Below are 16,348 nucleotides of genomic sequence, written 5' to 3'. Positions count from 1 at the left end.
GTTTGGCCTTTTTATTTGTCAATCTTAAGCATTACAAACTGAGAGTATGCCTTAGCTTTAGCATTATTTGTGCGTCAAAAAATTGACCACTGTACAGACTATTGATAACATTCGATACTTGGCGAAAAAACGCGCTAACAGTTGCAACATCAAAAATCAAGTTGTGTCATTTAATTCTGCGGGGGCAGGTATGAAATCGTTAGTTACAACCAAAAATGGACAAGTAATAGATGTGAAAGGAAAGGTTTCTTTAGTCACAGAAACCGAGCAAAAAGAAGTAACTATCGGTGAAATGATTCCCGAAGGAAGCACTATTCTCATTGCTGAACAAGCTGATTTAGAACTAGCGTTTGCCGATGGCACCTCATTTACAAGCCAAAGTCTCAATGAAACTTCGGCCGCTGAAGCTGATGCATTAAATGAAATAGAACAACTTCAAGCGCTCATCGCCTCTGGAGAAGATCCAACAGCTGAATTACCAGAAACCGCAGCCGGCAACACTGCCGCCAGTGAAGGCGACTCTGGCTTTATATCGGTAAGCAGAACTGGCGCCCAAACACTCGCTGGCGCCGGATATACTACATCTGGATTTTCTGTCGAACAGCCAACCGTCCAAGCGTTTACCGTTAGCAGTGATGACGCCCCTACCATTACCGCTAATGACACAAATACCATCGCAGAAGATGGCGTGGCAACTGGCAACGTTTTAGACAATGATGTTGATTTCGATACCGAATTGTCAGTCGTTACCTTTACTGTCGACGGTCAAACCGTCACTGCGGGCACTACAGTCGAAGTGGAAGGCGGCAGCCTGGTGATCAACGCCGATGGCTCTTACACCTTTACGCCAAACGACAACTGGAACGGCAGCGTACCGGTTATCACCTACACCACCAATACTGGGGAAAGTGCGACGCTAACCATCAACGTCACCCCGGTAGATGACCCATCGATACTGGCCAACGACAGCAACACGATTGCAGAGGACACCGTCGCCACCGGCAACGTATTAGAAAACGACAGCGATATCGACAGCGAGCTATCAGTTGTGAGCTTCAGCGTCGACGGTCAAACCGTCACTGCGGGCACTACAGTTGAAGTGGAAGGCGGCAGCCTGGTGATCAACGCCGATGGCTCTTACACCTTTACGCCAAACCAAGATTGGAACGGCAGCGTACCGGTCATCACCTACACCACCAATACCGGTGAGAGTGCGACCCTGACCATTAACGTCACCCCGGTAGATGACCCATCGATACTGGCCAACGACAGCAACACGGTTGCTGAGGACACAATCGCTACCGGCAACGTACTCGACAACGATAGCGATATCGACAGCGAACTATCAGTCGTGAGCTTCAGCGTCGACGGTCAAACCGTCACCGCGGGCACTACAGTTGAAGTGGAAGGCGGCAGCCTGGTGATCAACGCCGATGGCTCTTACACCTTTACGCCAAACGACAACTGGAACGGCAGCGTACCGGTCATCACCTACACCACCAATACTGGTGAAAGTGCAACCCTGACCATCAACGTCACCCCGGTAGATGATACCACCAACGCCGTCAACGACTTCAACACAGTGGCCGAAGATACGATTGCCAGCGGCAACGTTCTCGACAACGACAGTGATGTGGATGACACGCTGTCTGTGGTCAGCTTCGAAATCGATGGCAATAGCTATATCGCTGGCAACGTCGCCACGCTCGACGGCGGTATTTTCTTCCTTAACGCCGACGGCTCGTACAGCTTCGTTCCGAACGAAAACTGGAACGGCAACGTGCCCGTAGTGACCTATATTACCAATACAGGTGCCACCGCCACTCTGACCATCGTCGTTACCCCAGTGGACGATGCCACAAGTGCCGTGGATGACTACATCAACGTACCTGAAGATACCGTGGCCAGCGGTAACGTACTTGACAACGACAGTGATGTAGATGACGAACTGTCCGTGGTCAGCTTCGAAGTGAATGGAAACAGCTATACAGCAGGTAGCAGCGTCGTACTCGACGGTGGCACTCTGGTGCTTAATGCTGATGGTTCTTACAGCTTTACTCCCAATGCCGACTGGAATGGCTACGTACCTGAGGTGACCTATACTACTAACACCGGTGCCACCGCTATCCTGACTATCTACGTTGACCCTGTGGACGATGCCACCAACGCCGTCAACGACTTCAACACAGTGGCCGAAGATACGATTGCCAGCGGCAACGTTCTCGACAACGACAGTGATGTGGATGACACGCTGTCTGTGGTCAGCTTCGAAATCGATGGCAATAGCTATATCGCTGGCAACGTCGCCACGCTCGACGGCGGTATTTTCTTCCTTAACGCCGACGGCTCGTACAGCTTCGTTCCGAACGAAAACTGGAACGGCAACGTGCCCGTAGTGACCTATATTACCAATACAGGTGCCACCGCCACTCTGACCATCGTCGTTACCCCAGTGGACGATGCCACAAGTGCCGTGGATGACTACATCAACGTACCTGAAGATACCGTGGCCAGCGGTAACGTACTTGACAACGACAGTGATGTAGATGACGAACTGTCCGTGGTCAGCTTCGAAGTGAATGGAAACAGCTATACAGCAGGTAGCAGCGTCGTACTCGACGGTGGCACTCTGGTGCTTAATGCTGATGGTTCTTACAGCTTTACTCCCAATGCCGACTGGAATGGCTACGTACCTGAGGTGACCTATACTACTAACACCGGTGCCACCGCTATCCTGACTATCTACGTTGACCCTGTGGACGATGCCACCAACGCCGTCAACGACTTCAACACAGTGGCCGAAGATACGATTGCCAGCGGCAACGTTCTCGACAACGACAGTGATGTGGATGACACGCTGTCTGTGGTCAGCTTCGAAATCGATGGCAATAGCTATATCGCTGGCAACGTCGCCACGCTCGACGGCGGTATTTTCTTCCTTAACGCCGACGGCTCGTACAGCTTCGTTCCGAACGAAAACTGGAACGGCAACGTGCCCGTAGTGACCTATATTACCAATACAGGTGCCACCGCCACTCTGACCATCGTCGTTACCCCAGTGGACGATGCCACAAACGCGGTCAATGACTTTAACACCATAGCCGAGGACACTGTTGCTAGCGGCAACGTACTAGATAACGACAGCGATATCGACAACGAACTGTCAGTAGCCACTTTCACTGTCGACGGTGAAGACACCGTCTACAACGCTGGTGAAAGTGTGGAGCTCGAAGGTGGTATCCTGGTACTAAACGCCGACGGCTCTTACACATTTACGCCAAACGACAACTGGAACGGCAGCGTACCTGTCGTCACCTACACCACTAATACTGGTGATAGTGCGACTCTGACCATTAATGTCACCCCGGTCAACGATGACTTCACCGATGACAACGAAGTCATTAACGTCAATGAAGACAGCGGCGCCACCACAGGTAATGTGATTGATGGCACCAGCGTCGATGGCGAGCTGAGCGTGCAGAGCTTCAGCATCGACGGCGTTGACGGCCCATTCACCCTGGGTCAGGCGGTTAACATCAATGGCGTCGGCAGCTTCACCCTGAACGCTGACGGCAGCTACAGCTTTACCCCGGCCGCCAACTACAACGGTCCGGTACCAGTGATCACCTATGTGCTCACCGACGGCTCAAGCACCGACACCTCAACCCTGACCATCACGGTTGATCCGGTCAACGATGACTTCACCGATGACAACGAAGTCATTAACGTCAATGAAGACAGCGGCGCCACCACAGGTAATGTGATTGATGGCACCAGCGTCGATGGCGAGCTGAGCGTGCAGAGCTTCAGCATCGACGGCGTTACCGGCCCATTCACCCTGGGTCAGGCGGTTAACATCAATGGCGTCGGCAGCTTCACCCTGAACGCTGACGGCAGCTACAGCTTTACCCCGGCCGCCAACTACAACGGTCCGGTACCAGTGATCACCTATGTGCTCACCGACGGCTCAAGCACCGACACCTCAACCCTGACCATCACGGTTGATCCGGTCAACGATGACTTCACCGATGACAACGAAGTCATTAACGTCAATGAAGACAGCGGCGCCACCACAGGTAATGTGATTGATGGCACCAGCGTCGATGGCGAGCTGAGCGTGCAGAGCTTCAGCATCGACGGCGTTACCGGCCCATTCACCCTGGGTCAGGCGGTTAACATCAATGGCGTCGGCAGCTTCACCCTGAACGCTGACGGCAGCTACAGCTTTACCCCGGCCGCCAACTACAACGGTCCGGTACCAGTGATCACCTATGTGCTCACCGACGGCTCAAGCACCGACACCTCAACCCTGACCATCACGGTTGATCCGGTCAACGATGACTTCACCGATGACAACGAAGTCATTAACGTCAATGAAGACAGCGGCGCCACCACAGGTAATGTGATTGATGGCACCAGCGTCGATGGCGAGCTGAGCGTGCAGAGCTTCAGCATCGACGGCGTTGACGGCCCATTCACCCTGGGTCAGGCGGTTAACATCAATGGCGTCGGCAGCTTCACTCTGAATGCTGACGGCAGCTACAGCTTTACCCCGGCCGCCAACTACAACGGTCCGGTACCAGTGATCACCTATGTGCTCACCGACGGCTCAAGCACCGACACCTCAACCCTGACCATCACGGTTGATCCGGTCAACGATGACTTCACCGATGACAACGAAGTCATTAACGTCAATGAAGACAGCGGCGCCACCACAGGTAATGTGATTGATGGCACCAGCGTCGATGGCGAGCTGAGCGTGCAGAGCTTCAGCATCGACGGCGTTGACGGCCCATTCACCCTGGGTCAGGCGGTTAACATCAATGGCGTCGGCAGCTTCACCCTGAACGCTGACGGCAGCTACAGCTTTACCCCGGCCGCCAACTACAACGGTCCGGTACCAGTGATCACCTATGTGCTCACCGACGGCTCAAGCACCGACACCTCAACCCTGACCATCACGGTTGATCCGGTCAACGATGACTTCACCGATGACAACGAAGTCATTAACGTCAATGAAGACAGCGGTGCCACCACAGGTAATGTGATTGATGGCACCAGCGTCGATGGCGAGCTGAGCGTGCAGAGCTTCAGCATCGACGGCGTTACCGGCCCATTCACCCTGGGTCAGGCGGTTAACATCAATGGCGTCGGCAGCTTCACCCTGAACGCTGACGGCAGCTACAGCTTTACCCCGGCCGCCAACTACAACGGTCCGGTACCAGTGATCACCTATGTGCTCACCGACGGCTCAAGCACCGACACCTCAACCCTGACCATCACGGTTGATCCGGTCAACGATGACTTCACCGATGACAACGAAGTCATTAACGTCAATGAAGACAGCGGTGCCACCACAGGTAATGTGATTGATGGCACCAGCGTCGATGGCGAGCTGAGCGTGCAGAGCTTCAGCATCGACGGCGTTACCGGCCCATTCACCCTGGGTCAGGCGGTTAACATCAATGGCGTCGGCAGCTTCACCCTGAACGCTGACGGCAGCTACAGCTTTACCCCGGCCGCCAACTACAACGGTCCGGTACCAGTGATCACCTATGTGCTCACCGACGGCTCAAGCACCGACACCTCAACCCTGACCATCACGGTTGATCCGGTCAACGATGACTTCACCGATGACAACGAAGTCATTAACGTCAATGAAGACAGCGGCGCCACCACAGGTAATGTGATTGATGGCACCAGCGTCGATGGCGAGCTGAGCGTGCAGAGCTTCAGCATCGACGGCGTTACCGGCCCATTCACCCTGGGTCAGGCGGTTAACATCAATGGCGTCGGCAGCTTCACCCTGAACGCTGACGGCAGCTACAGCTTTACCCCGGCCGCCAACTACAACGGTCCGGTACCAGTGATCACCTATGTGCTCACCGACGGCTCAAGCACCGACACCTCAACCCTGACCATCACGGTTGATCCGGTCAACGATGACTTCACCGATGACAACGAAGTCATTAACGTCAATGAAGACAGCGGTGCCACCACAGGTAATGTGATTGATGGCACCAGCGTCGATGGCGAGCTGAGCGTGCAGAGCTTCAGCATCGACGGCGTTACCGGCCCATTCACCCTGGGTCAGGCGGTTAACATCAATGGCGTCGGCAGCTTCACTTTGAACGCTGACGGCAGCTACAGCTTTACCCCGGCCGCCAACTACAACGGTCCGGTACCAGTGATCACCTATGTGCTCACCGACGGCTCAAGCACCGACACCTCAACCCTGACCATCACGGTTGATCCGGTCAACGATGACTTCACCGATGACAACGAAGTCATTAACGTCAATGAAGACAGCGGTGCCACCACAGGTAATGTGATTGATGGCACCAGCGTCGATGGCGAGCTGAGCGTGCAGAGCTTCAGCATCGACGGCGTTACCGGCCCATTCACCCTGGGTCAGGCGGTTAACATCAATGGTGTCGGCAGCTTCACTCTGAATGCTGACGGCAGCTACAGCTTTACCCCGGCCGCCAACTACAACGGTCCGGTACCAGTGATCACCTATGTGCTCACCGACGGCTCAAGCACCGACACCTCAACCCTGACCATCACGGTTGATCCGGTCAACGATGACTTCACTGATGACAACGAAGTCATTAACGTCAATGAAGACAGCGGCGCCACCACAGGTAATGTGATTGATGGCACCAGCGTCGATGGCGAGCTGAGCGTGCAGAGCTTCAGCATCGATGGCGTTACCGGCCCATTCACCCTGGGTCAGGCGGTTAACATCAATGGCGTCGGCAGCTTCACCCTGAACGCTGACGGCAGCTACAGCTTTACCCCGGCCGCCAACTACAACGGTCCGGTACCAGTGATCACCTATGTGCTCACCGACGGCTCAAGCACCGACACCTCAACCCTGACCATCACGGTTGATCCGGTCAACGATGACTTCACCGATGACAACGAAGTCATTAACGTCAATGAAGACAGCGGCGCCACCACAGGTAATGTGATTGATGGCACCAGCGTCGATGGCGAGCTGAGCGTGCAGAGCTTCAGCATCGACGGCGTTACCGGCCCATTCACCCTGGGTCAGGCGGTTAACATCAATGGCGTCGGCAGCTTCACCCTGAACGCTGACGGCAGCTACAGCTTTACCCCGGCCGCCAACTACAACGGTCCGGTACCAGTGATCACCTATGTGCTCACCGACGGCTCAAGCACCGACACCTCAACCCTGACCATCACGGTTGATCCGGTCAACGATGACTTCACCGATGACAACGAAGTCATTAACGTCAATGAAGACAGCGGCGCCACCACAGGTAATGTGATTGATGGCACCAGCGTCGATGGCGAGCTGAGCGTGCAGAGCTTCAGCATCGATGGCGTTACCGGCCCATTCACCCTGGGTCAGGCGGTTAACATCAATGGCGTCGGCAGCTTCACCCTGAACGCTGACGGCAGCTACAGCTTTACCCCGGCCGCCAACTACAACGGTCCGGTACCAGTGATCACCTATGTGCTCACCGACGGCTCAAGCACCGACACCTCAACCCTGACCATCACGGTCACCCCAGACAACACCGATGTGGCCAACGATGCGATCACCGTGGCAGAAGACACTGTTGCCAGCGGCAATGTGCTGAGCAACGATGAGGCCGGTAACACCAGCGTGGTCAGCTTCACCCTCGACACCGACGGCAACGGCTCACAAGAGAGCTTCACAGCCGGTGACAGCGTCACCCTGGCGGGCGGCGTACTGATGGTTAACAGCAATGGTAGCTACAGCTTCACGCCAAACCAAGATTGGAACGGCAGCGTACCGGTTGTCACCTACACCACCAACACCGGTGAGACGGCGACCCTGACCATCACGGTCACCCCAGACAACACCGATGTGGCCAACGATGCGATCACCGTGGCAGAAGACACGGTTGCCAGCGGCAACGTGCTGAGCAACGATGAGGCCGGTAACACCAGCGTGGTCAGCATCACCCTCGATACCGACGGCAACGGCTCACAAGAGAGCTTCACTGCCGGTGACAGCGTCACCCTGGCGGGTGGTGTACTGGTGGTTAACAGCAATGGTAGCTACAGCTTCACGCCAAACCAGGATTGGAACGGCAGCGTACCGGTTGTCACCTACACCACCAACACCGGTGAGACGGCGACCCTGACCATCACGGTCACCCCAGACAACACCGATGTGGCCAACGATGCGATCACCGTGGCAGAAGACACTGTTGCCAGCGGCAACGTGCTGAGCAACGATGAGGCCGGCAACACCAGCGTGGTCAGCTTCACCCTCGACACCGACGGCAACGGCTCACAAGAGAGCTTCACTGCCGGTGACAGCGTCACCCTGGCGGGCGGCGTACTGGTGGTTAACAGCAATGGTAGCTACAGCTTCACACCAAACCAGGATTGGAACGGCAGCGTACCGGTTGTCACCTACACCACCAACACCGGTGAGACGGCGACCCTGACTATCACGGTCACCCCAGGTGTCGACGGCGGCAGCAATGTTGACCTTATAGTCGATGATGCCAACACCCAAGGCACTGCAACCGACAGCGACAGCGCAGGTTTGAGCTTCACTGCAGGTGCTTATGATGTAACAGGTTTTGCTTTTGGAAACATTGGCGATATCAATGTCAGCGGCCTTGATGCAAACATTAGCTGGAGCCTAGATAGCTCGGGTAACCTGATCGGCAAAATCGATGGCAATGCGGTACTTCAACTTAGCCTATCGGGTAGTAACATCAGCGCAGGCGCAACAGGTACTGTTACCGTCTCAGTGACTCTGCTAGACAACTTACCGCATGGAACCAGTGTTGATGAACTTGTGATTAACGGCATTACAGTCGTTGCGACTGATGCCGCCAATGACACAGCTACAGGCACAGTATCAGTGAAGGTTATCGATGATGGCGTCACGGTCAATCCAATAGACCTTGCCGGCGATAACGCCGCAGGTATCTATGATGGTGTGATAAATGTAGACGGCGCAGATCAAGGCTTTAGCGCCGATCTCTCAGGCAACATTTCGGGGGCAGGCACCTTCTCTGACTCAGGCATTACGGCAGGTGGATTAACCGTGTTCTACTATGTAGATCCGGCCAACCCAAGCATGCTCATTGCCTATTCGGATACCAGTGGTACTCCTTCGGCATATGATTCGGGCAATAGCGCACAATCGGTGATCTTTACTCTATCTATCGATCCTAATGGCGGTACCTATCAGCTAGACCTGAAACATGCCATCGATGAACTCAGCACAGTTACCGTTGCCAACATGAGTGGCGGTAAGGGCGGTAATACGCCTGCTGTGTATGTCACTTTCGACGGTACTAACTACATCATCGACAACGACATCAATGACGTAGATCCAAATAACGCTATGGTGTTCTCGCTCACATCGACTGTTGGCAATATCTCCAGTACGGTAAACGGCAACACCAACGGATTCGGTGTAGCGAATGCCTTCGTCGATCAGGGTGAAAATCTGATTATTGACTATGCCAATGATGTGGCTTCGGCTTCAGTCAGCTTTGACGGCGCCACCTATATTCATTTCAAGGCCTATGATGCCGATGGCAATCTGCTTGGTGAAGGCGATATAACCAACGGGCAGACCATTGGAAACCTTGGTGAAATCAGTTATATCGAGATCTCTACCAGCTCGTTGGACAATCATTCCAACTTCCAGTTTACTGGTACTTCGGCGGAAAACATCGTCAGCTCAACCGTGGATGTAGATCTCGACTTTGTGGTCGATGTAACCGACAGCGACGGTGATACCTCAACAGGTTCTATCCATGTCGATCTTGATGCACCAGGCAGCACGACTACGGCTCCAACGGCGCTGACTTCAAATGCTGTATCTATGCTGAGCGAAGCCGATCTTTACAAAGATGGCACCGAGTCAGACTCACAGTCGCTGCGCTTCAAGTCTGGCAGTGAGTCGATTACGGCATTCCAGTTTGGCGATACGGATAACATTCATGTTTCTGGCGTCAATGCGAAGATTAGCTGGTCATTTAACGATGAAGGACAGCTCATCGGCACCTTCATGGGTAAAGAGGCTATCCGTCTCACCTTAAATGGTGACCGTATCGAAAGTGGTGAAGAGGGAAGCGTTAGCGTTACTGCCGAACTTTTGGCCTCCTTCCCACATAATGTGTCGACCGAGAATCTAGTGATTAGCGGCATCAACATTGTCGGCGTCGATGCTCTGGGGCAGAAGGCTGTTTCCACTATCACCGTCTCTGTCAGTGACTATGCAGAAGCGGTAAATGATAGTGTTCGCGGAACAGAAGATCATGACCTATCAGGTAATCTGCTCACCAATGATATCGATCCTGATGACGAGTTATCTATCGTTAGCTTTAAGCTATCAGGAAATACATATCAGGCAGATGGCAGCGCCATTAACCTTGCTGAAGGCAAACTGAGTATCCACGCAGATGGTCGCTTTACGTTCGAACCAAACCTGCATTGGAGTGGCACGCTGCCACAGATTGAATATCTCACCAATACGGGTGACACGGCTATTCTCGATCTGAATGTCGTAGCCGTCGCCGATGCACCTATACTGAGCGCAAGTACTGGTGACGTAGTCCAAGGCGAAGTCGCCCTGGATATAAACGTGGCACTCGTCGACAGAGATGGTAGTGAGTCACTGACAGACGTAACCATTCAAGGCGTTCCAAGTGGCGTCTCGCTATCCGCCGGCACACTCAACGCTGATGGCAGCTGGACAGTCGCAGTTAACCAACTGGGCAACCTCAGCATCAAGGCGGACGATAGCTACAATGGCGATCTGGAATTCACCTTGGCCATTAAGGCGAGCTCAGTTGAACAAAGCAACTCTGATAGCGCGTCTAGCCAGACTACTCTGGATGTTTCGCTGAGAAACTACCACTATGACAACGGCACCGATGGCGACAACGTGATCAATGGTGGCGAAGATAATGATGTCATCGTCAGTGACACAACTGGCATACAGGTAGTACAGGGCGAAAACTACAATGTTGCGTTTATCCTGGATTCGTCAGGAAGTATGGGCTCGAACCGAATTGAGTCGGCTAAAGACCAACTACTGCAGGTCTTCAATACCCTGAAGGCCAGCGTTGGCGCTGCGACTTCCGGTACAGTGAACGTATTACTTGTCGACTTCAATAGCGGCACTAAGGCACATGTGGCCGTTAATCTAGCCGATTCAGATGCTATTTCTAAGTTAGAGAGCGTATTGAAGGAAATCAGCAGCGACAATGGCAGAACCAACTATGAGGCGGCATTTGAGACGGTTATTGATTGGTTTAGCCATGGCTCGGCCGCATCGAATACAGGCACAAACCTCACCTACTTCATCACAGACGGTGAAACCAACAACTACAACGTTGATGCCGATCCTGAAGATGTGTGGGTTTATTATACCGATAATTACAGAAGCGGAGACGATAGAACCCTATCAGATCTTCTTAATGATTATATTCCAGGAAAAGAGTTAACTTATCGCGGAAAAGTGATAATTGACGAATACGGCAACATCAACTATTGGTCGGGCTATTCAAGATACGATATGGATGGTCGCCAAATTGGCTCTATCAGAGTAGACGAAAATGGCGACTACTATGTCGCGAAGATCGCCTCTGGATACAGTAATGGTAATGGTACAGACGTCACGGCAGAGTCTGAAGCATTGGCTGCCTTCCAAGTGCTAAATACGCTGTCTAACGTGGAAGCTATTGGCATAGGCAGCGGTATCAGTCTAAACAAGCTTACCCCTTATGATTCAGATGGTAACGTAGCCACCAATATCAATGTGAGTGACCTGGCGAGCATAATCTTAGGTTCTAAGGAGATGCTACTTCAGGGTGATGACACTGTTAACGCTGGTGAAGGTAATGACATCGTCTTTGGCGATCTCGTACAGTTTGATGGCATCGACGGTCAGGGCTACGCAGCACTGCAAAAATATGTAGCATTGCAGCTGGGTGAAGATGCTTCAACCGTTACAATCCAAGATGTTCACGAGTTCGTAGCAGCCAACCCTGCGCTATTCGACACCTCACGCGACCATGACGGCGACGACATTCTTGCCGGCAACCAAGGAGATGATATCCTCTTCGGTCAAGGCGGTGATGATGAGCTTCATGGCGGTAGCGGCGATGATATGCTGCTTGGCGGTCACGGCAGCGACATGCTGATCGGCGGCGCCGGCGAAGATATCCTCATCGGCGGCCTGGGCGATGACACTCTAACCGGTGGCACAGGTAAGGCCGATGGCGAAGCTGATACCTTCGTTTGGCAGCAAGGTGATACGGGTACCGACCACATTACCGATTTCGATATCAACCAGGACAAACTGGATCTGAGCGATCTGCTCCAGGGAGAGAATGGCGGTAACTTGGAAGACTACCTGCACTTCACCGTTGATAATGGTTCAACCACCATCGAGATTGATGCCAATAATGATGGTCATGTGGATCAGACGATCGTCCTCGACGGCGTCGACCTGAGCCATCTTGGCACAACCGATGGTCAAATCATCAACGGTTTATTGGGCTCAGAGGGGAACGGTGCATTAATCGTAGATAATGCCAACGTGAACCAGGCGGCTTCGAGCTTTGCAGTACCGACAACCCAAGACGATGATGGTCAGATCCAGCATCTAGTACCTTAATAAAGGTCAGTAACAAATGGCACCAACTAGTTTCGGCTAATTGGTGTCATTTTTACTTTGGTGATGTTTTGGTATTACTTCTATAATTGTTCTACGATAATTTTATAATAAAATCTTAAGGATAAGCTTTTAAGGTGCAAGCTTCAGCGTCTCCCAAAACTGAACAATGGACAGTTTCAGCCTCCCAAAGAGTGACTGTCGATCCCTTGTTAGACAGTTTAGTGTTATTGACAGAATACTTCGGCAGCCCCTGCTCCAGCGAGTCATTAGCCGCTGGCCTACCGCTGTCGGGGAGCATTTTGACACCAGAACTTGTGCCTCAGGCTGCCGGTCGAGCCGGTTTAGCAGCCAAGCTCACCCGTAAGGGACTGGATCAGATCTCGCCTATTCTTCTGCCTTGTATCTTGCTCCTCAAAGATAAGAATGCCTGTCTATTAAGAGAGATCGACATTGACAAAGACAGGGCCGTCATTCAGCTACCGGAAACCGGTGGTGAGGAAGAGCTCAGCATAGAGGCGCTCGAGGCCATGTATGTCGGCTATCTGTTCCTCGTGAAGCAGCAATACCGTGGCGACATGGGCTTAGATCTGCATCTACACGACAGTCGCACTCACTGGCTTATTCAGACCCTGAAAGATTCGGCGCCCATCTACCGCGACGCCCTAATCGCCTCAGTGCTGGTCAACCTTTTCGCCCTGGTGTCACCGCTGTTTATCATGAATGTGTATGACAAGGTGGTGCCTAACCTCGCCTTCGAGTCCCTATGGGTGCTCGCCATTGGCGCCGGCATCGCCTATATCTTCGACTTAGTCATGCGGCAACTCAGGGCCTACCTGATCGACGTCGCTGGCAAGAAAGTCGATATCATAGTGTCATCGCGGCTTTTCGCTAAGGCTATCGGCATTCCGCTAGAGAAGCGTTCCCCCAGCATAGGCGGCATGGCGCGGCAACTAGGCGAGTTCGACAGCATACGCGAGATCTTAACCTCGGCAACCATCACCACCTTGGTCGATCTGCCGTTCGCGCTATTTTTCATGTTGATCATCTATATCGTCGCCGGCGACCTGGCCATCATTCCTGTGATCGGCGGCTGTATCATTATCGGCTATACCCTATTGATGCAACCCAGGCTTAAGGCGGCCATCGAAGAGAGCAACAAGTTCTCCAGCCTGAAACACGGCCATCTTATCGAATCCCTGGCCTCCATCGAGTCGATTAAATCCAGTGGCGCCGAAGGCTTAGTGCAGAAGAGCTGGCAGCAGATGATAGGTCATACCGCCAACTGGCAGTTGAAGGTAAAGAAGATCTCTACCTCAGTCACTAACGTAGCCAATTTTACCGTGCAGCTTTCTGTGGTCTGCGTGGTGATCTTAGGGGTCTATCGTGTCGCCGATAACGATATCTCCATGGGCGGCATTATCGCCGCGGTTATCCTGTCGAGCAGGGCTATCTCACCCATGGCGCAGTTGGCAGGCCTAATGACCCGAGGCAACCATACCGCCAGCGCCCTCAGACAGCTTGATCAGATCATGACCCAAGAGGACGAGTTTGAAAATAAAGGCCATCTAGTCAGCAAACATCGCCTTAAAGGGCAGATCAATGCCGATCATGTCAGCTTTAATTATCCAGGCTCAGAGCGACCCGTGCTACACCCCATGTCGCTGTCGATCGCCCCGGGTGAGCGCATCGCCATCATAGGACGCAACGGCTCGGGCAAGAGTACCCTGGCCAAGCTACTGGTAGGCCTATATCAACCGACCAAAGGTAGCCTGCGCTATGACGGATTGGATTCGGCACAGATCCATCCGACGGATCTGCGTAGAAACTTCGGTTACCTGCCACAGGACATCACACTGTTCCACGGCACGATTCGCGACAACATACTGTTCGGTACCCGTCAGGTCACCGAGCATCAGCTGATCCGTGCGGTGCAGCTCTCTGGCGTCAACCAGTTTACCGATATCGAGACCGAAGGCTTAGATCAACAGGTCGGCGAGGGTGGACAATCCCTCTCCCGCGGTCAACGCCAAACCATCGCGCTGGCGCGGGCCACCTTGAATGACCCACCGGTACTCCTGATGGATGAGCCGACCGCCAGCCTGGATGCCCGCGCCGAGAAGCAGTTTATCCGCGCCATGAGAAATGTCTCTAAGGAGCGAACCCTGCTGCTGATCACCCATAAGATGCACCTGCTCAACTTGGTGGACCGCATCCTGGTATTAGATCGTGGCCATCTGGTGGCCGACGGTCCGAAGGAGCAGGTGCTCAACCAGCTCGCCAAAGGGCTGTTATCGGGAGGGCCGAAGAGTGAGTAAGCACTTAACTACTCAAGACCTCGAGATGGTCGATGACGTCTATGGCGCTATGATGACAGATGCGCCCACCAGTCACAGGCTGATCATCTGGGCCCTGGCCGCCCTCGCCTTCAGCTTCCTGGTGTGGGCCTACTTTGCCGAGCTCGACCGGGTGACCACAGGCACAGGTAAGGTGATCCCCTCGTCTCAGGTGCAGGTGATTCAGAGTCTGGATGGCGGCATTATGAAAGAGCTCTATGTCCGCGAAGGCATGACGGTCACCAAGGGCCAACCCTTGGTTCGCATAGATGACACCCGTTTCCGCTCAGACTTCGCTCAGCAGGAGCAGGAGGTCTACAGCCTGCAGGCCAACGTTATTCGTCTGCGCGCCGAGCTTAACAGCATCACCATCTCAGATGTCGCCGCCGACTGGCGCGAGCAGGTAAAGATCGCCAAGCAGCCGCTACAGTTCCCACCAGAACTGATCGAGAGTGAACACGACTTAATCGAGCGTCAGCGCGACGAGTACTCGGGCAGACTTGACAACCTGAGCAACCAGCTGGAGATCCTGGCACGCCAGATCCAGCAGAAACAACAGGAAACCGAAGAGCTGGCCTCTAAGATCAACACCCTGACAACCAGCTTCCAGCTGGTAACCCGCGAGCTCGAGCTAACCCGCCCGCTGGCCGACAAAGGGATTGTGCCCGAAGTTGAACTACTTAAGCTTGAACGTAACGTCAACGACATTCGCGGCGAGCTGAGTTCTCTCAGGCTACTCAGGCCTAAGCTCAAGGCATCACAGGATGAAGCGATCCTGAAGCGCCGCGAGGCCGTGTTCGTCTACGCCGCCGAGGCCCGCACCCAGCTCAATGAGATGCAGACACGTCTGTCGCGCATCAACGAGGCCCAGGTGGGCGCACGTGATAAGGTGAGCAAGGCCGAGATAGTGTCGCCGGTAAATGGCACCATTAAGACAGTTCATATCAACACATTAGGTGGTGTTGTACAACCTGGCATCGACATCATAGAGATAGTGCCATCGGAAGATCAGCTGCTGATCGAAACCAAGATCATTCCGAAAGATATCGCATTTTTACATCCTGGCTTACCCGCCGTTGTTAAAGTTACCGCCTACGATTTCACGCGTTACGGTGGCCTCAATGGCGTTGTGGAGCACATCAGTGCCGATACAACACAGGACGAAGAGGGAAACAGTTTCTATCTTGTAAGGGTTAGAACTGAACTATCAAGTTTGACGAAAGACGACGGCACCCTGATGCCCATCATACCTGGCATGTTAACCACGGTAGATGTCATCACTGGGCAAAGATCCGTTCTGGAGTACATACTTAATCCAATTTTGAGAGCAAGAGACACTGCTCTGCGTGAACGTTAAGTTCAC

General features: G+C 53.4%; 3 protein-coding genes. All 3 read left to right on the top strand.

The window, feature by feature from the left end; all coding sequences use genetic code 11:
- The first annotated feature begins 190 nt into the window (after positions 1-190).
- Positions 191-12,652, top strand: coding sequence for a retention module-containing protein (locus K0H80_RS01575; RefSeq protein ID WP_258406151.1), 12,462 nt, complete (start codon positions 191-193; stop codon positions 12,650-12,652).
- Between the two features lie 134 nt (positions 12,653-12,786).
- Positions 12,787-14,967 carry a type I secretion system permease/ATPase gene (locus K0H80_RS01570; protein ID WP_220072853.1) on the top strand — a complete coding sequence of 727 codons (2,181 nt, stop codon included), beginning with the start codon at positions 12,787-12,789 and terminating at the stop codon, positions 14,965-14,967.
- Positions 14,960-16,342 carry an HlyD family type I secretion periplasmic adaptor subunit gene (locus K0H80_RS01565; RefSeq protein WP_220072852.1) on the top strand — a complete coding sequence of 461 codons (1,383 nt, stop codon included), beginning with the start codon at positions 14,960-14,962 and terminating at the stop codon, positions 16,340-16,342. The genes K0H80_RS01570 and K0H80_RS01565 overlap by 8 nt, the downstream gene beginning before the upstream one ends.
- The last annotated feature ends 6 nt before the right edge of the window (positions 16,343-16,348 follow it).

The organism is Shewanella aegiceratis (genome assembly GCF_019457495.1).
In the GTDB taxonomy this organism is placed as follows: Bacteria; Pseudomonadota; Gammaproteobacteria; order Enterobacterales; family Shewanellaceae; genus Shewanella; species Shewanella loihica.
The sequence above is the reverse complement of the archived record's forward strand: the minus strand, read 5'-3'. Positions and strand labels throughout refer to the sequence as shown.

What these genes read in the sequence shown, in the direction of transcription:
- K0H80_RS01575 (WP_258406151.1), top strand. Translation starts at nt 191, where the DNA reads ATGAAATCGTTAGTTACAACCAAAAATGGACAAGTAATAGATGTGAAA.